The 24,570-nt window shown below is 71.4% G+C and carries 25 protein-coding genes and 1 pseudogene; 11 read left to right on the top strand and 15 right to left on the bottom strand.

Annotated features, from left to right (window positions below):
* The first annotated feature begins 64 nt into the window (after positions 1-64).
* On the top strand, positions 65-535 hold the full coding sequence (locus ACYVF7_RS07650) for a DUF4190 domain-containing protein (RefSeq protein ID WP_460336937.1): 471 nt from the start codon (positions 65-67) through the stop codon (positions 533-535).
* A 196-nt stretch (positions 536-731) separates the two neighbouring features.
* Here ACYVF7_RS07650 and ACYVF7_RS07645 read toward each other — a convergent pair whose 3' ends face one another.
* The 3 genes from ACYVF7_RS07645 to sucC all read right to left on the bottom strand — a co-directional run bounded on the left by ACYVF7_RS07645 (position 732) and on the right by sucC (position 4,581).
* Positions 732-2,207, bottom strand: a complete 1,476-nt coding sequence (locus ACYVF7_RS07645) for a cell division protein PerM (protein WP_460336934.1) — start codon at positions 2,205-2,207, stop codon at positions 732-734.
* A gap of 297 nt (positions 2,208-2,504) precedes the next feature.
* A complete protein-coding gene (gene sucD / locus ACYVF7_RS07640; protein WP_460336932.1) occupies positions 2,505-3,389 on the bottom strand; it encodes a succinate--CoA ligase subunit alpha in 885 nt (294 codons plus the stop codon).
* 1 nt (position 3,390) lies between these two features.
* The gene (gene sucC / locus ACYVF7_RS07635; protein WP_460336929.1) at positions 3,391-4,581 is read right to left on the bottom strand and encodes an ADP-forming succinate--CoA ligase subunit beta; all 1,191 of its coding nucleotides are present in this window, start codon (positions 4,579-4,581) and stop codon (positions 3,391-3,393) included.
* A 240-nt stretch (positions 4,582-4,821) separates the two neighbouring features.
* Here sucC and ACYVF7_RS07630 point away from each other — a divergent pair, with 240 nt between their 5' ends.
* Positions 4,822-6,210: a glycoside hydrolase family 15 protein gene (locus ACYVF7_RS07630; protein ID WP_460336927.1), complete on the top strand. Its 1,389-nt coding sequence runs from the start codon at positions 4,822-4,824 to the stop codon at positions 6,208-6,210.
* A 46-nt stretch (positions 6,211-6,256) separates the two neighbouring features.
* Here the strand turns inward: ACYVF7_RS07630 and ACYVF7_RS07625 are convergent, their stop codons facing one another.
* The 8 genes and pseudogenes from ACYVF7_RS07625 to dhaK all read right to left on the bottom strand — a co-directional run bounded on the left by ACYVF7_RS07625 (position 6,257) and on the right by dhaK (position 15,415).
* On the bottom strand, positions 6,257-6,655 hold the full coding sequence (locus ACYVF7_RS07625) for a cobalamin B12-binding domain-containing protein (protein ID WP_460336924.1): 399 nt from the start codon (positions 6,653-6,655) through the stop codon (positions 6,257-6,259).
* An 83-nt stretch (positions 6,656-6,738) separates the two neighbouring features.
* On the bottom strand, positions 6,739-8,229 hold the full coding sequence (locus ACYVF7_RS07620) for a right-handed parallel beta-helix repeat-containing protein (protein WP_460336922.1): 1,491 nt from the start codon (positions 8,227-8,229) through the stop codon (positions 6,739-6,741).
* Between the two features lie 98 nt (positions 8,230-8,327).
* A pseudogene (gene pcrA / locus ACYVF7_RS07615) lies at positions 8,328-10,633 on the bottom strand (DNA helicase PcrA).
* 128 nt (positions 10,634-10,761) lie between these two features.
* Positions 10,762-11,181: a dihydroxyacetone kinase phosphoryl donor subunit DhaM gene (gene dhaM, locus ACYVF7_RS07610; RefSeq protein ID WP_460336920.1), complete on the bottom strand. Its 420-nt coding sequence runs from the start codon at positions 11,179-11,181 to the stop codon at positions 10,762-10,764.
* A 79-nt stretch (positions 11,182-11,260) separates the two neighbouring features.
* Positions 11,261-12,349 (bottom strand): aminotransferase class V-fold PLP-dependent enzyme, encoded by a 1,089-nt coding sequence (locus tag ACYVF7_RS07605; RefSeq protein ID WP_460336918.1) that lies wholly within the window; start codon positions 12,347-12,349, stop codon positions 11,261-11,263.
* A 79-nt stretch (positions 12,350-12,428) separates the two neighbouring features.
* Positions 12,429-13,598 (bottom strand): monodechloroaminopyrrolnitrin synthase PrnB family protein, encoded by a 1,170-nt coding sequence (locus tag ACYVF7_RS07600; protein ID WP_460336915.1) that lies wholly within the window; start codon positions 13,596-13,598, stop codon positions 12,429-12,431.
* A gap of 210 nt (positions 13,599-13,808) precedes the next feature.
* Positions 13,809-14,420, bottom strand: coding sequence for a dihydroxyacetone kinase subunit DhaL (gene dhaL / locus ACYVF7_RS07595; RefSeq protein WP_460336913.1), 612 nt, complete (start codon positions 14,418-14,420; stop codon positions 13,809-13,811).
* Complete coding sequence (gene dhaK / locus ACYVF7_RS07590; protein ID WP_460336910.1) at positions 14,420-15,415, bottom strand: dihydroxyacetone kinase subunit DhaK; 996 nt, start codon at positions 15,413-15,415, stop codon at positions 14,420-14,422. Before dhaK ends, dhaL begins: the two co-directional genes overlap by 1 nt.
* An 89-nt stretch (positions 15,416-15,504) precedes the next feature.
* Between dhaK and ACYVF7_RS07585 the strand changes: the two genes are divergently transcribed.
* The 6 genes from ACYVF7_RS07585 to ACYVF7_RS07560 all read left to right on the top strand — a co-directional run bounded on the left by ACYVF7_RS07585 (position 15,505) and on the right by ACYVF7_RS07560 (position 19,818).
* Positions 15,505-16,215 carry a PIG-L deacetylase family protein gene (locus tag ACYVF7_RS07585; RefSeq protein ID WP_460336908.1) on the top strand — a complete coding sequence of 237 codons (711 nt, stop codon included), beginning with the start codon at positions 15,505-15,507 and terminating at the stop codon, positions 16,213-16,215.
* A 106-nt stretch (positions 16,216-16,321) separates the two neighbouring features.
* Positions 16,322-17,263, top strand: coding sequence for a nucleoside hydrolase (locus ACYVF7_RS07580; RefSeq protein ID WP_460336906.1), 942 nt, complete (start codon positions 16,322-16,324; stop codon positions 17,261-17,263).
* A 221-nt stretch (positions 17,264-17,484) separates the two neighbouring features.
* Positions 17,485-17,880 carry a hypothetical protein gene (locus ACYVF7_RS07575; protein ID WP_460336904.1) on the top strand — a complete coding sequence of 132 codons (396 nt, stop codon included), beginning with the start codon at positions 17,485-17,487 and terminating at the stop codon, positions 17,878-17,880.
* A gap of 85 nt (positions 17,881-17,965) precedes the next feature.
* Entirely contained in the window at positions 17,966-18,790 is an 825-nt protein-coding gene (locus ACYVF7_RS07570; protein ID WP_460336902.1) for a hypothetical protein, read from the top strand.
* Positions 18,791-18,903: 113 nt separating this feature from the next.
* A complete protein-coding gene (locus tag ACYVF7_RS07565; RefSeq protein WP_460336900.1) occupies positions 18,904-19,275 on the top strand; it encodes a hypothetical protein in 372 nt (123 codons plus the stop codon).
* Positions 19,276-19,380: 105 nt separating this feature from the next.
* Positions 19,381-19,818, top strand: coding sequence for a GNAT family N-acetyltransferase (locus tag ACYVF7_RS07560; RefSeq protein WP_460336897.1), 438 nt, complete (start codon positions 19,381-19,383; stop codon positions 19,816-19,818).
* Between the two features lie 10 nt (positions 19,819-19,828).
* Here ACYVF7_RS07560 and ACYVF7_RS07555 read toward each other — a convergent pair whose 3' ends face one another.
* Positions 19,829-20,221: a type II toxin-antitoxin system VapC family toxin gene (locus ACYVF7_RS07555; protein WP_460336894.1), complete on the bottom strand. Its 393-nt coding sequence runs from the start codon at positions 20,219-20,221 to the stop codon at positions 19,829-19,831.
* A complete protein-coding gene (locus ACYVF7_RS07550) occupies positions 20,218-20,502 on the bottom strand; it encodes a type II toxin-antitoxin system Phd/YefM family antitoxin (RefSeq protein WP_460336891.1) in 285 nt (94 codons plus the stop codon). Before ACYVF7_RS07550 ends, ACYVF7_RS07555 begins: the two co-directional genes overlap by 4 nt.
* A gap of 197 nt (positions 20,503-20,699) precedes the next feature.
* Here ACYVF7_RS07550 and ACYVF7_RS07545 point away from each other — a divergent pair, with 197 nt between their 5' ends.
* Positions 20,700-21,194, top strand: coding sequence for a beta-class carbonic anhydrase (locus ACYVF7_RS07545; protein WP_460336889.1), 495 nt, complete (start codon positions 20,700-20,702; stop codon positions 21,192-21,194).
* Here ACYVF7_RS07545 and ACYVF7_RS07540 read toward each other — a convergent pair.
* A complete protein-coding gene (locus ACYVF7_RS07540) occupies positions 21,191-21,847 on the bottom strand; it encodes a LuxR C-terminal-related transcriptional regulator (RefSeq protein ID WP_460336886.1) in 657 nt (218 codons plus the stop codon). The two genes, ACYVF7_RS07545 and ACYVF7_RS07540, sit on opposite strands and share 4 nt — an antisense overlap.
* The gene (locus ACYVF7_RS07535; RefSeq protein WP_460336883.1) at positions 21,844-23,007 is read right to left on the bottom strand and encodes a PspC domain-containing protein; all 1,164 of its coding nucleotides are present in this window, start codon (positions 23,005-23,007) and stop codon (positions 21,844-21,846) included. The genes ACYVF7_RS07540 and ACYVF7_RS07535 overlap by 4 nt, the downstream gene beginning before the upstream one ends.
* Before the next feature lie 120 nt (positions 23,008-23,127).
* Here ACYVF7_RS07535 and ACYVF7_RS07530 point away from each other — a divergent pair, with 120 nt between their 5' ends.
* Both ACYVF7_RS07530 and ACYVF7_RS07525 read left to right on the top strand, forming a co-directional pair.
* On the top strand, positions 23,128-24,348 hold the full coding sequence (locus ACYVF7_RS07530) for a PspC domain-containing protein (protein WP_460336880.1): 1,221 nt from the start codon (positions 23,128-23,130) through the stop codon (positions 24,346-24,348).
* Positions 24,335-24,568 (top strand): hypothetical protein, encoded by a 234-nt coding sequence (locus ACYVF7_RS07525; protein ID WP_460336877.1) that lies wholly within the window; start codon positions 24,335-24,337, stop codon positions 24,566-24,568. The genes ACYVF7_RS07530 and ACYVF7_RS07525 overlap by 14 nt, the downstream gene beginning before the upstream one ends.
* The last annotated feature ends 2 nt before the right edge of the window (positions 24,569-24,570 follow it).

Raw genomic sequence — 24,570 nt, 5'->3', positions numbered from 1 at the left:
CAGCCTATCGGCCGCCGCACGGCTCGGCTCAGCCGACACCAGTCAGCCGACACCAGGAGGACCAGTGAGTGACGCGCCAGGCCCCGACCAGGCCGGGCCACAGACGCAGCTTCCCGAGCCGCCGCCCCGGCCGCCGCTGCCGCCGACCGCGCCCGAGCGCGGCGGCCCACGTGCGCTGATCCTGGGCGTCACCGGGCTCGTGCTGACGTTCCTGTTCCTCCCCGCCGGACTGCTGCTGTCCGTCGCGGCGGTGGTCACGGGTCTGCGGTCCCGCAAGCGGGCCCGGCGGGTGCTGGCCCCTGCGCCGGGCGCGGTCGCCGGTGTGGTCCTCGGTTCGATCGGGCTGGTCTTCTGCGCCTTCTCGATCGCGCTGACCGCCGTAATGTGGAACGAGCTCAGCGGCTACACGAAGTGCCGCGAATCCGCCCTCACCGTCGACGACAAGCAGACCTGCCAGAACAAGTACTTCCCGAAGATCGAGCGCCGACTGCACATGCCGAAGGACTCGCTGCACCGGTACGACTCTTGGTTCTGAGCCGACCGTTCGGCTTTCGGCCCGGTTCGGCGCTCGGCGCCCGAGCCGGGCATTCGGCGTCTGAGTCGGGCGTTCGGAGTCTGAGCCGGGCATTCCGCGTTCCCGTGCGCAGGGCGCCCGATCGGCGCGGCCGGAGGGATCGGCGCCCACGCCGCACGCCCGTGGGCATGCCCGAAGGTGCCTCCAGGGCCGGGGTTCAGCGGTCGCGCGGGGGTCTCCGGCGCCGGGACGGCGTCCCCAGTCCGGGTTCGTCGCGGAGCCGGCCCGTCTCGGCGGCCCGCGAGATCGGGATGACCCCCTCCGGAAGCGACGGCTCGTCGATCGACGCCAGCACCGGCTCCGGGTCCTCGAACTCGACCTCCTCGGTCTCCGGCTCCTCGTACTCCTCGGCCGGGGCGGAGGCCGGGGCGGGCGGAACGCGGCGCGCCAGCCGCCAGTTGGTCACCCAGGCGGCGATCGCGGCCGAGACGCCCACCTCCAGCGCGGCCAGGAGCCCCGTCTGCCACGCGGAGGGCCCCATGACGGCCATCCGCCCGCCGCCGAGCGGCCCGCCGGACAGCGCTGCCAGGAAGGCGATCACGGCGCCGGTCAGCACTCCCGACACGAACCCCCACAGCGGCGCCGCCTCGGTCGTCGCCGTGGGCAGGTACCGGATCGTGAGGACGCCGCCGACGGCGCCGGCGATGAACGGCACGGCCAGCGCGAGCAACGAGACGACCGGCGCCGGCCCCGGCTCCGGCAGCGCGGCGAGCGACGGGAACGCCGGGATCATGCCGAGGAACACCCCAGACGGCGACACGCTCGTACCCGCCCCCACCGAGAAGCCCGGGCCCACGGCGTACGCCACCGCCCACAGCGCCGCGTTGGGCAGGTAGACGAGTGCGATGAGGAACACCAGGATCCCCCCGACCACACCCGGCTTGAGGACGTCGTAGAGGTTCTTGGCCTGCGGCAGGTGGTACAGCAGGGAGGCCAGGAAGATCACGATCCCGGAGCCGAGCAGCACGGCGGTCGCGCCGGTGGCTCCGGCGGCCACCGAACGGGCGCGCCGGGGCAGCAGCCCGAGCATCGCCACCCAGGGGGCGCGGTTGGTCGTCGAGACGAGGGCGCGCGCCGCCCCGAGGCCTCCGGCGCACAGCGCCAGCAGGAAGCACAGCAGCAGCGCCTGCCACGCCGACGGACGTACGACCGACGAGCGGGCCACGAGCGCGAGCAGGCCCGCCAGCACCGCGTACGGGACGGCCAGTGCCAGCGCGGCGTGCACGACGCCGATCCGGTAACGGCCCCGGACCCGCCCGGTCCGCGCGATCCATCCGCCGCCGCGGAACAGCAGCGCGCCCGGCAGCACCATCAGCCCGAGCGGCAGCAGTCCCACCCGGCCGTGCGGCGCCGTGAATCCCGCGTGGTGGGACACGAGCCAGAATCCGACCGCCGTGCGGAAGACGCCCGGCAGGCCGGTGCCGAGCGCGCTGCGCGGCGCGGCGATCCAGCCGATCAGCGTGATCGTGGTGAGCACGGTCAGGCCGATGCCCGCCGACCACACCGCGGCGACGATGCCGGTGACGGCGAGCGGCCGGGTGACGGGCTCGGACACCGGGGACGGTTCGACCTCGTTCAGGTCGTCGAAGTCCTCGTCGTCCAGATCCGGCTCGCCGTGCTCGGTGGTGGACATGGGGCGCTCACCGCTCCTCAGTTGCTCGCGGGTCCACGGCCTCACCATGCTGGCAGCGCGGCACCGGCGATCTCGTGCACCCGCCCGGCGTGTCGCCCTTCCCCGCCGTCCGAAATGTCCTGGGTCACCCGCCGAGCCGGGGGCTGCACGCCCACGCGGCCGAGGAATGAACCCACGCGAAGCCGGAGACGGTACGGCGCACGCGACGTAGGCGGCGCACGCGACGTAGGCGGCGCACGCGCGAAGACGCCCGTGCCGGGGAGGCCCCGGCCGGGCGTCTTCGGTGAGTGCCTTGGATCAGGCGGACATGATCTCGCGCATGAGACGGGCGGTCTCGCTCGGGGTCTTGCCGACGCGGACGCCGACCTTCTCCAGAGCCTCCTTCTTCGCCTGGGCGGTGCCGGACGAGCCGGAGACGATCGCGCCGGCGTGGCCCATCGTCTTGCCCTCGGGCGCGGTGAAGCCCGCGACGTAGCCGACGACCGGCTTGGTGACGTGCTGCTCGATGTAGGCGGCGGCGCGCTCCTCGGCGTCACCACCGATCTCACCGATCATCACGATGGCGTCGGTCTCGGGGTCGGCCTGGAACGCCTCGAGGGCGTCGATGTGCGTGGTGCCGATGACCGGGTCACCGCCGATGCCGACGCACGTCGAGAAGCCGATGTCCCGCAGCTCGTACATCATCTGGTAGGTCAGCGTGCCCGACTTGCTGACCAGGCCGATGCGTCCGGGCGTGGTGATGTCGGCCGGGATGATGCCGGCGTTCGACTTGCCCGGCGAGGCGATGCCGGGGCAGTTGGGGCCGATGATGCGGGTCTTGCCGCCCTTCTCGACCGCGTGCGCCCAGAACCAGGTGCTGTCGTGCACCGGGATGCCCTCGGTGATCACGATGCACAGCGGGATCTCCGCGTCGATGGCCTCGACGACGGCGTCCTTGGTGAACTTCGGCGGCACGAAGACCACGGACACGTCCGCGCCGGTCCGCTCCATCGCCTCGGCGACGGTGCCGAACACCGGCAGGTCCCGGCCCTCGTGCGTGACTGTCTGCCCGGCCTTGCGGGCGTTGACGCCGCCGACGACGTTCGTGCCGGCGCGCAGCATGCGGGCGGTGTGCTTGGAACCCTCACCGCCGGTCATCCCCTGGACGATGACCTTGCTGTTCTCGGTCAGCCAGATCGCCATCTCATGCCCCCTGCGCGGCCAGCTCGGCGGCGCGGCGCGCCGCTTCGTCCATCGTCTCTACCTGCTCGATCACCGGGATCGCGGCCTCGTTGAGGATGCGCCGGCCCTCTTCGGCGTTGTTGCCGTCGAGCCGGACGACGATCGGCCGGTCGACGGTCTCACCGCGGTCGCCCAGCAGCTTGACGGCCTGGACGATGCCGTTGGCGACGGCGTCACCGGAGGTGATGCCGCCGAACACGTTGATGAAGACGCTCTTGACGCTCGGGTCGCCGAGCACGATCTCCATACCGTTGGCCATGACCTCGGCCGAGGCGCCGCCGCCGATGTCGAGGAAGTTGGCCGGCTTCTGGCCGCCGTACTGCTCGCCCGCGTAGGCGACGACGTCGAGCGTGGACATGACCAGGCCCGCGCCGTTGCCGATGATGCCGACGCTGCCGTCGAGCTTGACGTAGTTGAGGTCCTTCTCCTTGGCCTTCGCCTCGAGCGGGTCGGTCGCGGCCTTGTCCTCCAGCGCGACGTGCTCCTGCTGACGGAAGGTCGCGTTCTCGTCGAGGGTGACCTTGCCGTCGAGGGCCATGACCCGGCCGTCGGCGGTGAGGATCAGCGGGTTCACCTCGACCAGGGTGGCGTCCTCGTCGACGAAGACGGCCCACAGCCGCTCGATGAGCTCAGCCGCGCCGTCCAGGGCCTCGGCCGGCAGCCGCCCGGCGCTCGCGATGTCACGGGCCTTGGCCCGGTCGACGCCGGCCAGGGCCGAGATCGCCACCTTGGCCACCGCGTCCGGGTTGGTCTCGGCGACCTCCTCGATCTCCATGCCGCCCTCGACCGAGCAGATGGACAGGAACGTCCGGTTCGCGCGGTCGAGCAGGAACGAGAAGTAGTACTCCTGGGCGATGGCACTGGCCTCTTCGACGAGGACCTTGTGGACCGTGTGGCCCTTGATGTCCATGCCGAGGATCTGCCGTGCCTTCTCCTCGGCGTCGGCGGGCGAGTCGGCCACCTTCACGCCACCGGCCTTGCCACGGCCGCCGGTCTTCACCTGCGCCTTGACGACGACGCGCGAGGTGCCGGCCGCGGCGAACTCGTCGGCGATCGCGCGGGCCTCCTCCGGCGTCGTGGCGATCTTGCCGGTGGGGACCGGGACGCCGTACTCCGCGAAGAGCTCCTTCGCCTGATGTTCGAACAGGTCCACGGGGGTCCGTCCTTAACGGGATCGACAGATAACGACCGCGTCCAGCGGTCCGCTCCGACCAGGCAGCCTAGTCCTTCCGGTATACACGCCGGGCCGGTGGGTCCGGCGGAGCCCGTTGCGTAGATGACGACCGGGTAAGGAACGGATGTCGTCAAAGTGGCCGCGAAGCTTTGGTGTACTGGAACGCCATGGATGGCAGGAGCCGTCGATGAGACTCGACAGGGTACGAGGGGTGGGCTGGTGACGCGGACGACGGCACGGAGAGTGCGCCGCGTCGCCCTTCTCCTCCTCGTGGCCGCGCTCAGCGCGACCTGCGCCGCGAGCCTGCCGCGGCCCGGCGCCGCCCCGTGGCGCAGCCCCGGTCTGATCGGCACGGGCTGGCCGTTCGCCCGCGTCGCGGTCACCCCGGAGGAGGCGGCGGGCGCCTCGTACATCCCGAACAGCACCGTCCTGCAGCTCCCGGACGGCCGGGCGCGGCTGATCCCGTTCGGCGGCAGCGCGCCGGAGACGCTGCGCCGCGACGATCCCCGGGTGGCCTTCGCGGTGCGCTCCGACCAGGCCTGGCTGGCCTCGGGCACGGTGCCCGGCCGCACGGCCGAGGAGCGCGAGGCGGCCGGCCGGGCCCTGCTCGACCTGCGCATGCTGACGCTGCCGAACGGCGCCTCCACCGCGTCCTGGTACGGCGCGTGGAACTACGTGTGGCCGCGCGACGGCGCGTTCACCGCCGCGGCGTTCGCTGCCACGGGTCGCGACAGCGACGCCCAGCGGGTGCTGTACTTCCTCGCCCGTGCCCAGGCCCCCACGGGGCTGTGGGCCGCGCGGTACCTGCCCGACGGCACGGCCGTCGCGGACGGCCGGGAGGTCCAGCTCGACAGCCTCGGCTGGGTGCTGTGGGCGACCTGGTTCCTGTACGAGAAGGACCCAGCGGCGGCCAACCTGGACACGCTGTGGCCGATGGTCCGCCGCGCGGCCGACCGGGCGGCGTCCGCCCTGCGCGCCGACGGCCTGCCGCCGCCGTCACCGGACTACTGGGAGCGCAGCCCGTCGCGGGAGCAGACGCCGCACGCGGCGACGCTCGGCGTCTGCGGGCCCATGCTGGCCGGACTGCGGGCCGCCGCCGCACTGGCCACCGCCCGTTCCGACGCCGACGCGGCGCGGCGCTGGGACCGCGCCGCCGATCGGCTGGCCGCCGGCATCGACCGGCGGTTCGCGCCGTACGGCTATCCGCGGTCACCGATCCGCGGCGGCGCGGTGGACGCCTCCATCGCCTTCCTGGCCCCGCCGTTCGCGACCCCCGAGCCCGGCGTACTGGCCGCGGTGGCCCGGATCCGCGACCGGCTGCGGCTGCCGTACGGCGGTGCGGTGCCCGGCGAGGTGTTCGGCGCCAGCGCCGCGTGGACCCCGGAGACCGGGCTGTTCGCGCTCGAGGCCGCCGCGATCGGCGACCGGTTCGGAGTGCGCGACTGGCTCGGCTGGCTGATCACGCACCGGACCTCGCTGGGGTCCTTCCCGGAGAAGGTCGACGACAACGGCCAGCAGGCCGGGGTCGCCCCGCTCGGCTGGACCTCGGCGCTGGTCGTCCTGGCGCTCTCGGCCGAGCGCTCTCCCCTGCCGATCCCGCCGAGCTGAGCGGCTGCCGTACGGCAGCCGCAGCCGGTCGCCCGGATGCGCGCGGTCAGTCCTCGCCGACGTTGGCGCGGACCCACTCGGCGATCTCCTGGGTGGTCGCGCCGGGGGTGAAGACCTTCGCGATGCCGAGCTTCTCCAGCTCGGGGATGTCGGCGTCGGGGATGATGCCGCCGACGAACACCGTGATGTCGAGGGCGTCGCGGTCCTTGAGCAGCTCGAGGACCTTGGCGCACAACGTCATGTGCGCGCCGGACAGGATGGACAGTCCGATGCCGTCGGCGTCCTCCTGCAGCGCCGCCTCGACGATCTGCTCGGGGGTCTGGTGCAGCCCGGTGTAGATGACCTCCATACCGGCGTCGCGCAGCGCGCGGGCGACGACCTTCGCGCCGCGATCATGACCGTCGAGACCGGGCTTGGCGATGACGACGCGGATCGGACCCGCCATTACTGCCTCCTACCGGGGTGCGTGGATGCCCCGCACGATAGTCGTAACACGCGAAGACTCGATCGACCGCCCTGGTGTACGGGTCACGCGGCGGGACGCGGCGGCGTGCTGAGCCAGGTGCAGCCCTCCGGGTCTCGGCGGCCGGGCGTGTAGGCGGCACAGGCCGTCACGACGGAGGTCTTGGCGGGGTTGCCCAGCTGGGCGTACGGGCCGCCGGCGGAGGGGTGGTCGCAGTCCGGCAGTGCCGCCGGGTCGCTGCGCGGCCGTCCCCACGACGAGGCGTTGTTCTGCCAGCAGTTGCCGTCGCCCTGTTCGTCCCACCAGAAGTCGACGCCGTTCGGCGCGCGCCCGCCGGAGGGCGTCACGCCCATGAGGTTGCCGACGTACCGGTTGCCGTGCGAGGTGTCCCGCTGCTTGGCGGGGTCGGTCTCGCCGCGGCGGCTCGCCGGGATCCAGTGCTGGGCGATGCCGTAGCGCCAGTTGTCGTAGACGAAGTTGCTCGCGTAGGTGTTCTCGTCGCCGCCGGCCAGCAGCATGCCGGTGCCGACCGGGACCGCCCGCGCCGGGCACTTCGTGTCGCAGTCGCGGTAGGGGTCGGCGTTGTTGGAGAACACCCGGTTGGCGACGAACATCGCGTGGTTCTGCGGCATGCCCACCGCCTGCACGCTGCTGTCGAGCACCGCGCCGGTGGCGTTGCCGGAGAACTCGTTGTCGTGGACGTACACCGAGTCGCCGGCCGTCGCGGAGTAGCCGATGAGGTTGCCGTGGGAGCGGCAGCCGCGGATCTCCACGGACAGCCGGTTGCCGCGCTGGTCGGAGGCTGACGCCGTGGCGATGCCCGCGTCGCCGTTGCCGGACGCCTCGCAGTCGGCGATCACCCCGTGGTCGGTGCCGTACGCCGCGAGTCCGTGCTCGCGGTCGTTCAGCGCGGCGACCTGCTCGAGGACGTATCCGTCGGTCTCGACGACCGCGACTCCGTCCTCGGCGAAGCCCTTGACCGTGACGTTACGCAGGTAGAAGCCGTCGGCGCGGTCGGCGCGGATGCCGATCGGCTTGTCGCCCTGGACGACGACCCCGGCGCCGACGCCCTCGATCTGCAGGTCGTCCAGGCCGGAGACGCTGATCAGGTTCCGCAGGTGCGGGCAGGCGTGCTGCTGCTCGTACGACAGGGTGGTGCGGTCGGCGAGCGCGCGGCACGGCCCGGACGGGGCGGCCAGGCTCGGCCGCTCCTGATAGGTGCCCGGCAGGACGTAGATCGTCGTACCGCGCTGCCGGACCGCGTCGACGGCCGCCTGGATGTCGTGGTAGGCGCACTCCTTGGCCAGCTGCTGCGCCAGGCCCGTGAGGTTTCCGCCCGGTTTGCAGACGACCAGCCGTGACGTGGCCGGAGCCGGCCGATAGGCGGGAACGTGGTAGGTGCCGGCCGGAAACGTGACCGGCCGGTCGGCGACGACCGGAGGCGTGCCCGGACGGTCGGCGGCCGCGGCGGGCGACGCGACGAACGATGACGTGAGAACGGCCGTGCTCACCGCGGACACGACCGCGACAAGGAGACGCCGCGCGAACCGCCCCATTTTCCTCCCAACGGGCCGCAGGTGCTCCCCACGTGCATCATGCAGGTCCACGCGTCTCATGTCGACGCCCGCATCCGGCCACGCCGGCCGTGAACTTTTTACAATTTCTCGATCGGCGCGTACCGGAGGACGAAGCGCTTCATTCCGTACTCGCCGCCGAAGTCGACGGTGGCGGCCGCCTTCTCGCCGGCTCGTCGACCGCCACGACCGTACCGAGACCGAACGAGTCATGGGACACCCGGTCGCCGGCGGACAGGGCGGGCACCGCGCGGTTGCCCGGTGAGCGCACCCCCGGCCGCTGGGAGAGCGACGCCATGGCGGGGGCGCCCTGGCCGCCGCCCTTCCACTCGACGAGTTTGTCGGGGATCTCGGAGAGGAACCGCGACGGCGGGTTGTACGAAGGGGCGCCCCACGAGCTGCGCATCGTCGCGCGGGAGACGTAGAGCCGCTGCCGCGCGCGGGTGATGCCGACGTACGCGAGCCGCCGCTCCTCCTCCAGCTGCTTGGCGTCGCCGAGCGAGCGCAGGTGGGGGAAGACGCCGTCCTCCATCCCGGTGAGGAACACGATGGGGAACTCCAGGCCCTTGGCGGTGTGCAGGGTCATCAGTGTGACGACGCCCTCCGGCCCGCGGTCGCTCGGCGGGACGACGCCCGCCTCTCCGCCCGGAATCTGGTCGGCGTCCGCGACCAGTGCCACCTGCTCGAGGAACTCGACGAGGCGTCCCTCCGCACCGGCGGGCGCCACGGCCCCCTCCTCGTCACCTTCGTCACCGGCCGGAGCGGCCACTCCGGCGGTGAAGCGCTCCTCGAACTCGGCCGCCACCGACTCCAGCTCGCGGAGGTTCTCGACGCGGGTCTCGTCCTGCGGGTCGCGGGAGGCCTCCAGCTCCGCGAGGTAGCCGCTCTTGGTCAGGATCGCCTCGATCAGCTCAGTCGGCGTCGCAGTGTCGACCATCTCGCCCAGCTCGTCCAGGAGCGCGACGAAGTCCTTGATCTGCTTCAGCGAGCGGGTGGCGATGCCCGGGGCCTCCTCGGCGCGGCGCAGCGCCTGCCAGAACGAGATGCGCTCACGGCCGGCGAGGACCTCCACACACGCCTCGGCGCGGTCGCCGATGCCCCGTTTGGGAACGTTGAGGACCCGGCGGAGACTGACGGTGTCCTCGGGGTTGGCGAGCACCCGGAGGTAGGCCAGCAGGTCGCGGATCTCCTTGCGCTCGTAGAACCGGACACCCCCGACGACCTTGTACGGCAGGCCGACCCGGATGAAGACCTCTTCGAAGACACGCGACTGGGCGTTGGTGCGGTAGAACACCGCGACGTCCCCGGCCGCGACCTCCTCCTCGTCGCTGAGCCGGTCGATCTCCTGGGCGACGAACGCCGCCTCGTCGTGCTCGTTGTCGGCGACGTACCCGGTGACCTTCGGGCCCTCGCCCTGGTCGGACCACAGGCGCTTGGGCTTGCGGTCGGCGTTGCGCTCGATCACCGCATTGGCCGCCGACAGGATCGTCTGGGTCGAGCGGTAGTTCTGCTCGAGCAGGATGACGGCCGCGTCGGGGTAGTCGCGCTCGAACTCCAGGATGTTGCGGATCGTCGCGCCCCGGAAGGCGTAGATCGACTGGTCGGCGTCGCCGACCACGCACAGCTCGGCGGGCGGCAGGTCGTCCTCGTCGCCCGGCTGCCCGACCAGCTCGCGGACCAGGATGTACTGCGCGTGGTTGGTGTCCTGGTACTCGTCGACGAGGACGTGCCGGAACCGCCGCCGGTAGTGCTCGGCGACGTCGGGGAAGGCCTGCAGCAGGTTGACCGTCGTCATGATCAGGTCGTCGAAGTCCATCGCCCCGGCCTGCCGCAGCCGGGTCTGATAGGTCTCGTACGCCTCGGCGAGGGTCTTCTCCATGTGCGTCGAGGCCTGCCCGCGGAAGGTCTCGTAGTCGATCAGCTCGTTCTTCAGGTTGGAGACCTGCGCGGAGAAGCTCCGCGGCGGATAGCGCTTCGGATCCAGGTCCAGCTCGCGGCAGACCAGCGCCATCAGCCGCTGCGAGTCGGCCTGGTCGTAGATCGAGAATCCGGACGGGAAGCCGAGCCGCTTCGCCTCCCGGCGCAGGATGCGCACGCAGGCGGAGTGGAACGTCATCACCCACATCGCCCGCGACCGCGGCCCGACGAGCGCGTCGACGCGCTCCTTCATCTCCCCGGCGGCCTTGTTGGTGAAGGTGATCGCGAGAATCTCACCGGGCTGCGCGCCCCGCTCCCCGAGCAGGTAGGCGATGCGGTGGGTGAGGACCCGGGTCTTGCCCGACCCCGCACCCGCGACGATCAGCAGCGGACCGCCATGATGAGCGACCGCCGCGCGCTGGGCGTCGTTGAGTCCGTCGAGAAGAGGGTGGCTTACGAGCGTCGACACTCAATAGAGGTTATTCCCTGACGCGGACACTCCGAGTCCGATGCGCCCATCCGGCCCCACAGGACACCGCGTTTCGCGAGGTCGCGCGCTGCCACGGGCCGCGGATTGTCAGCCGCGGCGCGTTGGGGTCACGTCTTGCGGAAGGCGTACGCCTCGTGGGCGGCGCGGGCGACGGCGGCGACGTCGGCGCCCCCCGCCGAGGCCGAGGCCGCCGCGACGGAGCCCTCGACGAACGGCGCGTCGGCCAGCACGATCTTCGTCTCGGGCTCGCCGGGGCGGCCGGCCCGGCTGTCTTCGAGATCCTCCAGGTACGTCCGGGCGGTCAGCACCGAGGAGCCGAGGTCGGCGATCAGCACGACCCCGGCGCCGCCGTCGGCCTCCCGTACGGCCCGCTCGACCAGGTCGATGCTGGTGCCCAGTCCGCCCTCGCCGTCGCCTCCGGCGGGCCGTACGGTGACCTCTCCCACGCCCATCTGGGCGGCGAGTTCGGCGGCCCCCTCAGCCAGCGCCCGGCTGTGCGAGATCAGCACGATTCCCACGGTGCTCATGTCCCGATGTTCTCGCATTCCGGACATGAGCCGCACAACGCCCTAATCGCGCCAGCCGGCGTGCCGGGAACCGGCCAGGTCAGCCGATTCCGTCCGGAAGGTGCTCGGCGAGGGCCCGGACGACGGCCTCCACGTCGGATTCGTCGTTGTAGTAATGGACGGCGAGGCGCAGGAGACCACCTCGCGGGCTGGTGAGGATGCCGCGTGCGGCGAGGAGGGCCGCCAGGCGCCCGGGATCCGGGTCGTGGAAGGCGACCTGGGGCCCCCGTGACTCGGCCGAGGCCGGAGAGGCCACTCGTACGCCGAGCCGGGTCAGTTCCGCGTGCAGGTGACCGGTGAGGCCGGAGACGTGCGCCGTGATCGCCGCCGCGTCCACCGCCGACAACAGCCGCAGGCCGGCGACCGTGGCATAGGCCGCCGCCACCGATGGGGTGCCGACCTCGAAGCGGCGGGCCGTCGCGGCGTAGTCGAGCCCGTGCGGATCGAAGGAGAAGGGATCGGCCCGTCCGAACCATCCGGTCAGCTCCGGGTCCCGGTCTCGGGCGAGTCCGCCCCGGACGTAGAGGAACGCGATCCCGGCGATCCCGAGCAGGTATTTCAACGCCCCTCCGATCAGGTAGTCGCAGCCGATCTCGGTGACGTCCACCCGTTCGACGCCGAGCCCCTGGTAGGCGTCGACGATCACCTGGGCACCCCGGTGGTGTGCGAGTGAAATGATCTCCGCCACCGGAAGGCGCTGGCCATGCCGATAGCTGATCAGCGGAACCGACACCAGTCGCACACCCGCGCCGATCATCCGGTCGTAGCCTTCGACCGTGGCGAATCCCTCGGTGGACGGCGCGAAACGCACTGCGGCGCCACGCGTCCGCTGAGCGAGCCAGACATGGGCGACCGAAGGGAATTCCAGGTCGGTGGTGACGATCGCGTCTCCCGGCGACCAGGTGAACCCCGAAGCGACCTGGTAGGCCGCTTCGGACGCGCAGGACAGGATCGCCACCTCGTCGGGGTGGGCACCGATGAATTCGGCGAAGCGTCGCCTCGCGTCGTCCACGCACCGGATCCACGGTTCCCATGGGTCGCCGGGTCCGTACATCACGGCTTGAAACTCCTTCATCGCGTCGGCCAGGGCGTCGGAGACGGCACCCTGGCTGCAGGAGGCCAGGTGCACGCGACTCCGCAAGGTCGGGAAGTGCCGCCTGAACCGAGCGGGCGTCACGGCGCCCACCGGCGCGGCGGCACTCGTCGCCTCAGGCATCGGTCGCCAGGAGCGCCCGGAGCCTGTTCAGGGAGGCTCCCGCGGTCCTTAGGCCCGGCCGGTCACGTCCCGCACGGAGGTCACTCAGCCGCGCAAGACCGCTGATCACGACTTCGAGGGGCGGTCCGCTGGCTGTCAGATCCTCCCGGCGCTCCGGCGGCGCGTCCTCGGCCGGCCGTTCGAGGAACGGCTTGACCAGCCTGTGGTGATGAAAGGTGTAGGCGGCGGCGTGCGATCGGCACACCGCGAGGAACAGCTCCCCGTTCAGCCGGAGCCGTTCACCGATGGACCCACTCGCGGCCTCGTGCAGGATCATGTCGAGCAGGGGTTCGGCGAGGGCCGCCGCCCGCAGGGGCGCCTGATCCTCGGGCGGGACGTACGGGTACTTCTCCGTGACGACGTGCTGGTAGAAGGGGTCCCCGGCGTCGCACAGTCCGAGCAGAAGATCGATCTCGTTGATCGCGGCGAAGTCGCCGGCGTTGACGCCTCGGCATTCGGCCGCGCCGACGCGATAGGGCTTGAAGTACGGGCGGATGTTGAAGAAGAACCGGTCGGGGTCGAGTTCGTCGCCGAGCATCCGGTTGGAGCGCAGCACGTCGTCGAGCGCCGCCCGCGCCTGTTCGAACAGGTACGTCGCCATCGGGTTCGAGACCCCCATCGGCGGGATCCGGCGCAGCGCGTCGGCCGCTCGCTGGTAGGCCAGGACCCCCAGCGCGTTGCCCCGGATCCACACCTGCTCGTCGGGGAGCGAGGTGAAGGTCAGGAACACGCCGCGTACCGCCGGGTTGTAGATCGACTGGTGCGCGAATACGAATCTTGGGGCCACGCCGAGCGATGAGCCGAGCCGGTTCGCCAGCGACCACGCGGGGACGAGCGATTCGCCGGCGGGCTCCACCTCGTGCCTGCGGCAGGCCGCCAGGTAGAAGCCGACGGCGCCGAGGAGCCGGTATCTCTTCTGGGCGTCCGCCGGGATCCGGCCAGCCTCGGCGATCCGGGCGATCAGCCTCGCGCCGTCCACGGCGATCGCTTGTTTGGTCTTCCCGAGGTCCGGGCCGTCGAGGATCTCGGCGCGCGCCGAGAAGTACGCCTCTTCCAGCTCGGTGTTCAGGTCGACGAACTCATGCCTGAGCCATCGGTCCAACTCGTTGATCGCTGCTTCCACACCCGGCCTCCGCGGTTCGGAAAAGGGGCAGGTCGCGGCGGATCCCTACGCCGCGCCCGCACGGTCACCGCGCCGCCGGCGCCTCACCGGGCCTCGCGGCGCACGCTCCACCCTGGTGCCCGCTACGGCCCGGTGAACAGATCCAAAAGAGGCCCACTCGACCGGTCCATAACCCGAGCGACGCCATCGCCCGGGCCCGGCCGGTCGCACTCAGGCCGTGTCGTCGGCCACGTCGGCGAGGGCGCGGAACAGCAGCACGGTGGAGGCGGCTCCGGGGTCCAGGTGGCCGACGCTGCGGGGTCCGAGGTAGCTGGCCCGCCCCTTGCGCGCCTGCATCGGAACCGTGGCCTCAGCGCCCTTCTCCGCGGCTTCCAGGGCCGCCTGCGCGGCGGTCGCCACCCCGTCCCCGGCGGCGGCCCCGTACGCCTGCACCGCGGGGGCGAGGGCGTCGACCATTGTCTTGTCCCCTTCGACGGCCTTGCCCAGGTCCTGTACGGCGTCCAGGGCGGCCTGCAGGGCCGTGCCGAGAGCGGCGGCGTCCACGTCGTCGGTGTCGCCGAGGGCCTTGCCCGCGCGGCGTAGCGCGCCGCCGTACAACGGTCCGGACGCCCCGCCGGTCTTGGATATGAGTGTTCGGCCGGCGGTCATCAGCACCTTGCCGGGCGGCAGGTCGGGGCCGAGGGCCTCGACGGCCGCCCGCAGACCGCGGTTGAGGTTCGCGCCGTGGTCTCCGTCGCCGATCGCGGCGTCGAGCCTCGTGAGGCGGTCGGCGTCGGCCGCGACCAGTTCGGCGAAGCGTTCGATCCAGCGGCGCGCGTCCATCAACGTCCCCACCGCAGGCCGGGCGTCTCGACCGGCGCGTCCCACAGCTCGGTGAGCTGGGGCGTGAGGCGCAGGACCGAGATCATGACGCCGGCCATCTCCAGGCTGGTCACATAGTTGCCGACGAGGGAGCGCGCCACCGTGACGCCGTGTCCGCCCAGCCATTCGGCTGCGGCCGCGTAGGCGATGTACAGCTCCATGAGCGGCGTGCCGCCCATGCCGTTGACCATCACCAGGACCTCGGATCCGGACAGCGGCATGTCGTCGTTGATCGCGGACAGCGCCACGTCGACGATCTCCGGGGCGGGGCGGAGTTTCGTACGCTCCCGGCCGGGCTCGCCGTGGATGCCGATGCCCAGCTCCATCTCGTCGTCGCCGAGTTCGAACGTAGGGCGCCCGGCGGCGGGCACAGTGCAGGCGGTCAGCGCTACCCCGAAGGAACGGGTCCGCTCGTTGACCTCGCGGGCGACGGCGGCGACGTCCTGCAGCGAGCCGCCGGCCTCGGCCAGCGCCCCGGCGGTCTTCTCCGCGAAGAGGGTCGCCCCGGTGCCCCGCCGTCCGGCGGTGAACGTGCTGTCCTGCACCGCCACGTCGTCGTCGATCACGACGGGCACGACCTCGACGTCCTCGTCTTCGGCAAGTTCGGCGGCCATCTGGAAGTTCAGGACGTCACCGGTGTAGTTCTTCACGAGGTGCACGACCCCGGCGCCGCCGGACGCCGCGGTGGTCGCGGCGAGGATCTGGTCCGGCACCGGTGAGGTGAAGACCTCGCCGGGACAGGCGGCGTCGAGCATGCCGTACCCGACGAAACCCCCGTGCAGCGGCTCATGGCCGGAGCCCCCTCCGGAGACCAACCCGACCTTGCCGGTACGCGGAGCGTCGGCCCGGACGATGATCCGCTGGTCCAGGTCGACCCGCAGGGACGGATGTGCGGCCGCCACGCCGCGCAGGGCGTCGAGGACGACGTCGTCGACGTCACCGATCAATTTCTTCATGGTTCCCGGAATACCGCGTCCGACCCCATGACGCCAGAGTTGTGGCTGATTGATGGGTTAAAGGCTGAATCTCCGTAAGATGTCGAAACGTGATCGACGACGTTGAGCGCGCGCTCGTGGTGATGGCCCACCCCGACGACATCGACTTCTCCTGTGCCGGCACGGTCGCGACGTGGACCGACGCGGGCATCGAGGTCGCGTACCTCCTGGTCACCGACGGTGACGCGGGTGGCTTCGACGACGACGTGCCGCGCGAGGAGATGGGCCCGCTGCGCCGGGCCGAGCAGACCGCGGCGGCCAAGTGCGTCGGCGTCACCGACGTGCGCTTCCTCGGGTACCCCGACGGGCGCGTGGAGGCGACGCTCGACCTGCGCCGCGACATCGCGCGCGTCATCCGGCAGGTCCGCCCCGACCGGGTGGTCATCCCCAGCCCCGAGCGGAACTACGAACGGATCTACGCCGGCCACCCGGACCACCGGGCCGTGGGATCGGCCGCGTTCGACGCCGTTTACCCCGACGCCCGGAACCCGTACGCCTTCCCGGAACTGCGCGCCGAGGGCCTGGAAGCCTGGACCGCCCGGGAGATCTGGGTGACCGGCGGGCCGTCCCTGGGCGAGTACGTCGACGTCACGGACGTCTTCGACCGCAAGCTCGCGGCGCTGCGCTCCCACGTCAGCCAGGTGTCCCACCACGACGACCTGGAGGGGATGCTGCGCACCTGGATGGGCGCGAACGCCGCTGCCGGCGGGCTCCCCGAGGGCCGCCTGGCCGAGGCGTTCCAGATCGTTCCGGCCGCATAGCCCCCAAGAGCGGCCCGGCAGGACTCGGACCCGGACCCCTACAAGATCCTCATGACCGGCGACGGACCCCGGAGCCGGTCGTTTCACCCCTCAGGAAGCGCACAACGTGGCACCGAAGATCCTGCTGGACTGCGACACCGGCATCGACGACGCGATCACCCTGCTGTACCTGGCTACGCTCGTGAAGGCCGGTGAGGCGGAGCTCGTCGCCGTCGGCACCGTGCACGGCAACGTCGCCCCCGACGTCGGCGCGCTCAACACGCTCCGGGTCCTCGAACGCGCCGGCCTGGCCGGGGTCCCGGTCGCCGTGGGCGCCATCCGCCCCATGGCCCAGGAGGCCGAGTACGCGCACGAGTGGCACGGCGCCGACGGCCTGGGCGAGACCGGACTGCCCGAGCCGACGGGCCGCCCGGTCGAGATCTCCGCACCGGAGCAGATCATCCGGCTCGGCCGGGAGAACCCCGGCGAGCTGACGCTCCTCGCCGTCGGCCCGCTCACCAACCTCGCCATCGCCCTGCTGCTGGAGCCGTCGCTGCCGACGCTGTTCCGCGAGGTGGTGGTGATGGGCGGCGCGTTCGACCACCAGGGCAACATCACCAGTCACGCCGAGGCGAACGTGTGGCACGACCCGGAGGCCGCCGAGCTGGTCCTGGGCGCGGGCTGGCCGGTCACGCTGGTGCCGCTCGACGCGACCCACCCGACGGCGGTCGACGGCAGGTGGCTGGACCGGCTCGCCGAGGCCGACTCCGAGACCGCGCGCTTCGCCGCCCGGATCCTGGAGTTCTACGCCGTCGCCTACACCCGCTCGCTCGGCACCCGGGGAGCGGTGATCCACGACGCGCTGGCCGCGATGCTCATCGCCGACCCGTCCCTCGCGGAGTACGCCGAACGGCCCGTACGGGTCGAGCTGCGCGGCGAGCGCACCCGGGGCACGACGCTGTGGGACCGCCGCCGGTACGCCGACGAGGGCGACCGCCCGGCCGTCAAGGTCGCGGTCGGCGTGGACGCCACGGCCTTCCAGGAACGCCTGCTGGCCGCCCTGCTGTGACCGTCGCGGCCCGTACGGGCGCGCCTCCGCCATCGACTGCGGACTCTCGCCACCACGAGACGGCCGAATTTCAAATACCGAAAAGTATTCTTCCCCCAAAGCGCCGCGAATCAGTTTTTCTTGGATAACGGACGAAATTTGCACTATTACGCTCTACGTGGGCCCTGGGCGATGTAGCGTCTCAGCCTCCTGGAAACCTCATTCCGATCAGGGGGCAATGCGTGCTGAGCATCGACGGGTGCCTTTCGCGGCTCATGGGCGTTCCCGGCGCGCGGAGCGTCACGCTCGTCGACTGCGCCACCGGCCTCTGCGTCGCGGCGGCCGGCCGCGAGGACCTGGTCGACCGGCACGAGAACGCCGCGGGCACCACCGAGGTCGTCCGCGCGATCCTGGCCGACCCGGCGATGAGCAGCACCGCCACCGGCGATGACATCCAGGAGGTCATCGTCTGCGGTGCGAACGGATACCACCTGCTCGCCGCCGTGGACACGGACGTCGACGCATTATTCTTCCTGCACCTGCTGATCGACCGCGCACAGGGAAATCTGGCATTGGCCCGGCATCGCCTGCAGGGAATGGTCAAGGAAATGGCGGGGTCCGAACGTGCGCGGCGATGAGGCGGCACGCCAGGGGCGAGTTCACGAACCACCGCACGCCGTGGCCGAAACGGCCGTTCCGCCTCAGGCACCGGATGAGCCCACATTGATCTCGGCATTACGCCGGGCCGAAAAGGACCGCCGAACCGGCGTGCTGCGGGTCGGCGACGACGGCGCGCTCCACCTCGCCGACGGGTTCGTCACGTTCGCCGAGAGCCGCTGGACGCCCGTACCCGGCGCGGGCTCACCGGCTCCCGCGGAACGATCGCCCGGCCGGACCCGCCCCGCACCCGGCGCGACCCCGCCGGCTCCCGTTGAGCGGTCGCCCGCGCCCGACCGGCCCCGTGACGTACCTCCGCCCGCCCCGGGCGATCCCGTCGGGTGGCAACGGGAGGCGCGGGCGCTGTTGGCGATCTTCGACGCGGTGTACTTCCTGCTCGACTCGGCCGCGGTCCCGTCCTTCACCGAAGTCGCGCCGCGCCGGCCCGCCCCGGAATGCCGGATCTCTCCCGCGGCGCTGCTGCGCGAGTGCGCGCGCCGGCGCGAGGCGCCCGACGGCGGGTGGCCGCCGACGCTGGTGGACCGGGCTCCGGTCGTCCCGGTCCGCACGGTGCGCCGCCGGCGGATCGTCCTGACCGCTCCGCAGATCGAGGTCCTCCTCAACGCGGACGGCCGCCGTACGCCCGCCGACCTGGCGCGCGTCCTGGGGCGTACGACGTTCGGATGCCTCACCGCGGTCCGCGCCCTCACCGCCGCCGAGCTGGTCCGGCCACCCCGGCGCGAACCCCCCGCGCTTCCGGTCAGGCGCCGTCGCCGGCCGCCGCCGAGCGCCGGCGAGAGCACGCCGGACACGCCGGCACCCGGCCGGTGGGCGCCGGTCGAACTGGACGTGCTCCTCCGACTCCGGGCCGGGCTCGAGGAGCTGACATGACGAAGCCTCGGCTCGGCGGTCTGCGAGAAAGGCTGACAAAGGTGCCGATCACCTGGTCGACACGGCGCCCGGCCCCCAGCGCCCCGCACTCCCGTAACCCGAAAGGATCACGCATGTCCAACCTGGATCTGGCACTGAAGAGCATGATGGCCGTCGATGGCGCGGTCGGCGCCGCCGTCGTCGACTACAACAGCGGCATGGCGCTCGGCATCCTGGGCGGCTCGAAGGCGCTCGACCTCCAGATCGCCGCGGCGGGCAATACCGAGGTCGTACGCGCCAAGCTGCGCACGATGGAACAGCTCGGCATCAAGGAGGAGATCGAGGACATCCTCATCACCCTCTCCACCCAGTACCACATCATCCGTCCCATCACCGGGCGCAAGGGCAAGGGCCTGTTCCTCTACCTGGCGCTCGACCGGGCCAGAGCGAATCTGGCACTGGCCCGCCACCACCTCAAGGGCATCGAGGAGGAGATCGAGGTGTGACGCCGACGTCGCACGTACGGCCCTGTGGCCCCCGGAACCTCTCCGGGGGCACAGGTGCTCCTCCGGTGAGGAGGATGACGGCGGGGGTCTTTAGGATCGTGGGTCATGGGTGACACGAAACCGCAGGTGGCAGCATTCACGGAGCTGGATTCCGGCACCCTCTACGCGTTGCTGAAGCTCCGGGTGGACGTCTTCGTCGTAGAGCAGGAGTGCCCGTACCCGGAGCTAGACGGGCGGGACACCGAGCCCGGCACCCGGCACGTCTGGCTGTCCGGCGACTCGGATGCCCCGGAGGCGTACCTGCGCGTCCTGGACGACCCGGACGGCGCGCGGATCGGCCGGGTCGTGACGGCGCCGCACGCGCGCGGACGCGGGCTGGGGGCACGGCTGATGGAGGCCGCGCTGGAGGTCATCGGCGAGCGTACGGCCCGGCTCGACGCCCAGACGCAGGTGAACGGCTTCTACGCGCGATACGGCTTCGTCGTCGACGGCCCCGAGTACGTCGAGGACGGCATCCCCCACGTCCCCATGGTCCGCCGCTGAACGACGGCCGTTACGCGAAGCCAGGCGCTTCGGCCGGCAGTCCGACAGACCGGGCGATCTCCAGCATGCGCTTGTCATAGGTGACCAAGGCCTCCAGCGCATCACCGATGATCTGTGCGCTGGCCACATGGATTGCGTCGAGCGTCCTGATCCCCGGAGGGAGGAGCGCGGCGGCGTCCCGTACCTCGTCGGTGACCAGGATCTCGGTGAAGTCCCGGGTCAGCTCCTGCATGACATGCGGGAAGTCACCGACACGGTCAAGGGTACGGACCGTCTCAACGAATCCGATGGTGCTCGTTCCCATGGGCATCGCGGGCCGGGTCGACAGGAAGTCCCGTAGCTCGCGGACGTACGAGCGACCGGCGATGAGGGTGATCAGCGCCGAGGCGTCCAGATAGATCACCGGTCGTCTTCCTCTCGTTCGGCCAGGAGCAGGTCCAGTGGCGAGGCATCTGCCGGTGCGGCGTACCGCGGAAGGCGGTCGAGGTCACTGGTCGTCGTCGACTTCAGCCTCAGGAGGCCCTTGGCCACAAGCGGGGAGTACCGCCCGAGAGTGCCGCTGCCCGGGAGCAAGAGAGCGATCACGTTTCCATGCCGGGTGACCTGGATGGTTTCACCCTGCTCGACACGCGCGAAGATCGCGCTGGGGTTGTAAGAGAACTCTCGGACCGAAACAGTGCTCATCACTCCCCCTTGATGTACCTACATCAACTCGATTGTACCTACGTCCGTACCTCCGATTCAGTAGTTGCGCAATCACACACCGTGTCGCCCTGGAGGCCCGCCTGGCACGGCGGTACGTCTGGACAGTGGGCGGCGAATTCACGAAATCTGCTTCGTGGTCAAATAGGGCGAGCGATGATGAGCGGAGGAGTGATCGCATGTCCGTGACCGACGAACTCTTGGCGAACGCCCGGCGCTATGCCGAAGGCTTCGACACCGGCGGTCTGTCGGCGGCACCAGAGCGGCACCTGACGGTCGTGGCCTGCATGGACGCGCGGCTCGATCTGTTCGCCCTGCTGGGCCTGGAGATCGGTGACGCGCACATCGTCCGCAACGCCGGCGGTGTGGTCACCGCCGACGTGATCCGTTCGGTCGCGATCAGCCAGCGCTCTCTCGGGACCCGTGAGATCATCCTGATCCACCACACCGGGTGCGGCCTGCTCAGCGTCACCGACGAGGGGTTCCGCGCGCAGCTCAAGGCCGACACCGGCCTTGAGCCCGGCTGGGCGGTCGAGGCGTTCACCGACCTGGACGAGGACGTGCGCGAGTCGATCAGACGGATCACGGCCGACCCGTTCATCCCGCACAAGGACTCCGTCCGCGGCTTCGTCTTCGATGTCAAGTCCGGCGAGCTGCGCGAGGTCACCCCCTAAACGAGACGGCGGGCGGCGGCCCAGCGGGACAGCTCGTGGCGGTTGGACAGCTGGAGCTTGCGCAGGACCGATGACACGTGCGTCTCGACGGTCTTGACCGAGATGAACAGCTCCTTGGCGATCTCCTTGTACGCGTAGCCGCGGGCGATCAGCCGGAGCACCTCGCGCTCGCGCTGGGTGAGCTGGTCCAGCTCGGGGTCGATGGGCGGGGCGTCGGTCGCGGCGAAGGCGTCCAGCACGAACCCGGCGAGCCGGGGCGAGAAGACCGCGTCGCCCTCGGCCACCCGGCCGATCGCGTTCGTCAGCTCCGGCCCCGAGATCGTCTTGGTGACGTAGCCGCGGGCGCCGCCGCGGATCACGCCGATGACGTCCTCGGCCGCGTCCGACACCGACAGCGCCAGGAACCGCGTCGTCGCGGCCTCGGCCGTACCGCTGCCCCGCGTCCCGCCGAGCACCCGGCGCAGCACCTCGACACCACCGCCGCCGGGCAGGTGGACGTCGAGCAGCACGACGTCGGGCCGGGTCGCCGCGATGACCTCGAGGGCCTCGTCGACGTCGCCCGCCTCACCGACGATCTCCACCGAGTCGCCCAGCTCCGCCTTCACGCCGCTGCGGAACATCTGGTGGTCGTCGACCAGCACCACACGCGTCATGTCCGTTTCAACTCCAGTCTCACTTCGGTGCCCTCGCCCGGAGCCGTACGGATCTCCGCCTTGCCGCCGTTGCGCTCCATCCTTCCGATGATGGACTCCCGGACGCCCATGCGGTCCGCCGGCACGGCGTCGAGGTCGAAACCCCGTCCCCGGTCCCGTACGAAGATCATCACATCGTCGCCGTCCACTTCCGCGTAGACCGAGACGGACGGCGGCGCGGTCTCGTTCCCCGCGTACTTGGCGGCGTTGACCATGGCCTCGCGGGCCGCCTGCAGCATCGCGCCGAGCCGGTCGTCGAGCGGGCAGTCGCCGACGCAGACGACCTCGATCGGCACGCCGTGGTGGTCCTCCACCTCCGCGGAGATCTTCCGTACGGCGGCGGCGAGCACCTGCTCGGCGTCGGCCTTCGGCTGGTACAGCCAGGCGCGCAGGTCGCGCTCCTGTGCGCGCGCCAGCCGCTGGACCTCTTTCGGGTCGTGCGCGTTGCGCTGGATGAGCGTGAGCGTGTGCAGCACCGAGTCATGTACGTGCGCGGCCACTTCGGCCCTCTCTTGTGATCGGATCCGCTCCCGGCGCTCGTCGTCGAGGTCGCGCCACATGCGCAGCAGCCAGGGCGTCACGATGACGGCGACGCCGGCGACGATGATGCCCGAGCCGAGCAGGACCTGCCCGACGTGCTTGAGATTCTGGACGAGGAAGGCCACCAGCCCCGCGGTCACGAGGGCCGCGCCGACGACGCTGCGGATCCACAGGGAGCGGGTGTTACGGGCCCAGCGCCGCCGGTGTTCGGGGTCGGCCTGCTGCCAGATGATGCCGACGCCGATGCCGCCCGCCACCACCGGCCACAGGGCCCAGGCCTCCGTGGCCGAGGTCATCGTGAACGTCGACAGCACGCCGACGAGCACGCCGTACGCGAGCAGCTGCGCCCAGTCGCGCGACGGCCGGGACTCGACCCGTGGAGGGACGAGCAGCCACAGCGCGACGTACGCGATGACGCCCACCCCGGCCGCGATGAGCACGGCGAACGCCACGCGCACGACGACGAGGTCGAGCCCCAGATGTTCGGCCAGGCCACGGCAGACGCCGCCGACGACTCGGCCGTCGGCGCGTCGTTCGAGACGGGGGCGACCGTCGCCGGCCTCACCAGGGTTTTCGGGCACAGGTCGATCGTCACACGTTCCGTGCCGGATCGCATCGGGGCTCTCCCCGGAACGTCCCTCAGGGACGTGTCAGGGGTCTCCCGGATGGTGATCGACGGTGGCGTTCGGGACGATGTCCTCATGACCGAGGACAGCGGCGCGCCGCCGCGGCGGCTCACCCGCTCGCAGGAAGGCCGGCTCATCACGGGGGTGTGTGCCGGCCTGGCGCGTTACACGGGCATCGACCCGCTCGTGTTCCGCGTCGGGTTCGCGCTGCTCGTCCTCGCCACGGGGGTCGGCGTCGTGCTGTACATCGGGGCGTTCCTGCTCATGGGGCAGCCCGACGGGGGCCCGTCGAAGATCGAGCGGTTCGGCCGCCGGCTGTTCGACGGCGACACCGCGCTCGCGCTGCTCGGCGCCGCCCTGGGCGCGGGCGCCGTCCTCGGGATCGCGGGCGACTGGACCTCTCCCAACGCGCTCGCGGTGGTCGTGGTGTTCGCCCTCACGCTGTTCACGGCGCGCTCCCGCGGCGTCGACCTCGTCCCGCTCGCCCGCAGCCTCCCCGACCGGGTCAAGGGCCGTCCCCTGTCGTCGTGGACTCCCCCGGCCGCACCCGCCGCTCCGCCCTACCGGATGCCCAACGGTATGATCGATCTTGCTCGTCTGGCCGGCACGGCGCCGCAAGAAACGGCACCGCCTCCCCCCTCGCCGCCGACGCCTTCGCCGGTCATTCCACGCCGGCGCCGGTCGTACCTGACGGCGTGCACATTGGTGACCGCCGTCCTGGTGGCGGGCGTGCTCTACGCCGTCGGCGATAGGCGGCCCGACCTGGACGGCCTCCAGACCATCATCGCCGGCGCACTCATCGTGGTCGCGGCCGGTCTTTTCGTCGGCTCCTGGTTCGGCCGGGACCGCAAGCTGATCTTCGTTGGAGCGATCATGTCTCTCGCCCTCGCATCGACCTCGATCGCCGGCGATCCGTCCGTCGCGCGAAGGACACACGCCTCCGCGTGGCGGCCCGCCGACGTGTCGCAGGCCGAGCGGTCGCACAAGGTCCTCGTCGGCGAGGGCGCCGTCGACCTGACCTCGGTGCCGCTCACTCCCGGACAGCGCATCCGCGTCACCGCCACGGTGACGGTCGGGGTGCTCAACGTCAAACTGCCCGCCACGGCGCGCGTCGAGCTGAACGCCCAGGCGTTCCTCGGCGACATCACCGTGGACCGCCAGATCACCGGCGGCCCCCGCGCCCGGGTCGTCCGCGTCCTCGAGCCGGACGCGCCGCAGAACGGCGCGGCGCCGATCATCGAGCTGCGTCTGCGCAGCACGGTCGGGGACATGGAGGTCACCCGTGTTCCGGCATAGGTTCGACCCGTCGTCGCTGCTGGCGGCGGTCCTGTTCCTCGCCGTCGCGTGGACCTATCTCGCCGGGAAGGCCCCCGTCTGGGTCGCGCCCGGCCTCGTCGGCGCCCTCGGCGTGCTCTTCCTGTTCCGCGTCATGTTCCGGTCGCGCCGGCGCGAGCCCACGGACCCTCGGTACGCCTGGCGGCTCGACGCCCCGTACGGCGAGGACCCCGAGCGGTAACG

This window comes from Actinoallomurus acanthiterrae (assembly GCF_054775715.1).
This window is presented reverse-complemented; position numbering and strand designations above follow the sequence as displayed.

Excerpts from the sequence above, each read along its gene's own strand:
- dhaK (WP_460336910.1), bottom strand. The coding sequence starts at position 15,415 with ATGAAGAAATTGATCGGTGACGTCGACGACGTCGTCCTCGACGCCCTG.
- ACYVF7_RS07620 (WP_460336922.1), bottom strand. The coding sequence starts at position 8,229 with ATGGGGCGGTTCGCGCGGCGTCTCCTTGTCGCGGTCGTGTCCGCGGTG.
- ACYVF7_RS07645 (WP_460336934.1), bottom strand. The coding sequence starts at position 2,207 with ATGTCCACCACCGAGCACGGCGAGCCGGATCTGGACGACGAGGACTTC.
- ACYVF7_RS07565 (WP_460336900.1), top strand. The coding sequence starts at position 18,904 with ATGTCCAACCTGGATCTGGCACTGAAGAGCATGATGGCCGTCGATGGC.
- ACYVF7_RS07545 (WP_460336889.1), top strand. The coding sequence starts at position 20,700 with ATGTCCGTGACCGACGAACTCTTGGCGAACGCCCGGCGCTATGCCGAA.
- dhaM (WP_460336920.1), bottom strand. The coding sequence starts at position 11,181 with ATGAGCACCGTGGGAATCGTGCTGATCTCGCACAGCCGGGCGCTGGCT.
- ACYVF7_RS07560 (WP_460336897.1), top strand. The coding sequence starts at position 19,381 with ATGGGTGACACGAAACCGCAGGTGGCAGCATTCACGGAGCTGGATTCC.
- ACYVF7_RS07530 (WP_460336880.1), top strand. The coding sequence starts at position 23,128 with ATGACCGAGGACAGCGGCGCGCCGCCGCGGCGGCTCACCCGCTCGCAG.
- ACYVF7_RS07540 (WP_460336886.1), bottom strand. The coding sequence starts at position 21,847 with ATGACGCGTGTGGTGCTGGTCGACGACCACCAGATGTTCCGCAGCGGC.
- ACYVF7_RS07625 (WP_460336924.1), bottom strand. The coding sequence starts at position 6,655 with ATGGCGGGTCCGATCCGCGTCGTCATCGCCAAGCCCGGTCTCGACGGT.
- dhaL (WP_460336913.1), bottom strand. The coding sequence starts at position 14,420 with ATGGACGCGCGCCGCTGGATCGAACGCTTCGCCGAACTGGTCGCGGCC.
- ACYVF7_RS07550 (WP_460336891.1), bottom strand. The coding sequence starts at position 20,502 with ATGAGCACTGTTTCGGTCCGAGAGTTCTCTTACAACCCCAGCGCGATC.
- sucD (WP_460336932.1), bottom strand. The coding sequence starts at position 3,389 with ATGGCGATCTGGCTGACCGAGAACAGCAAGGTCATCGTCCAGGGGATG.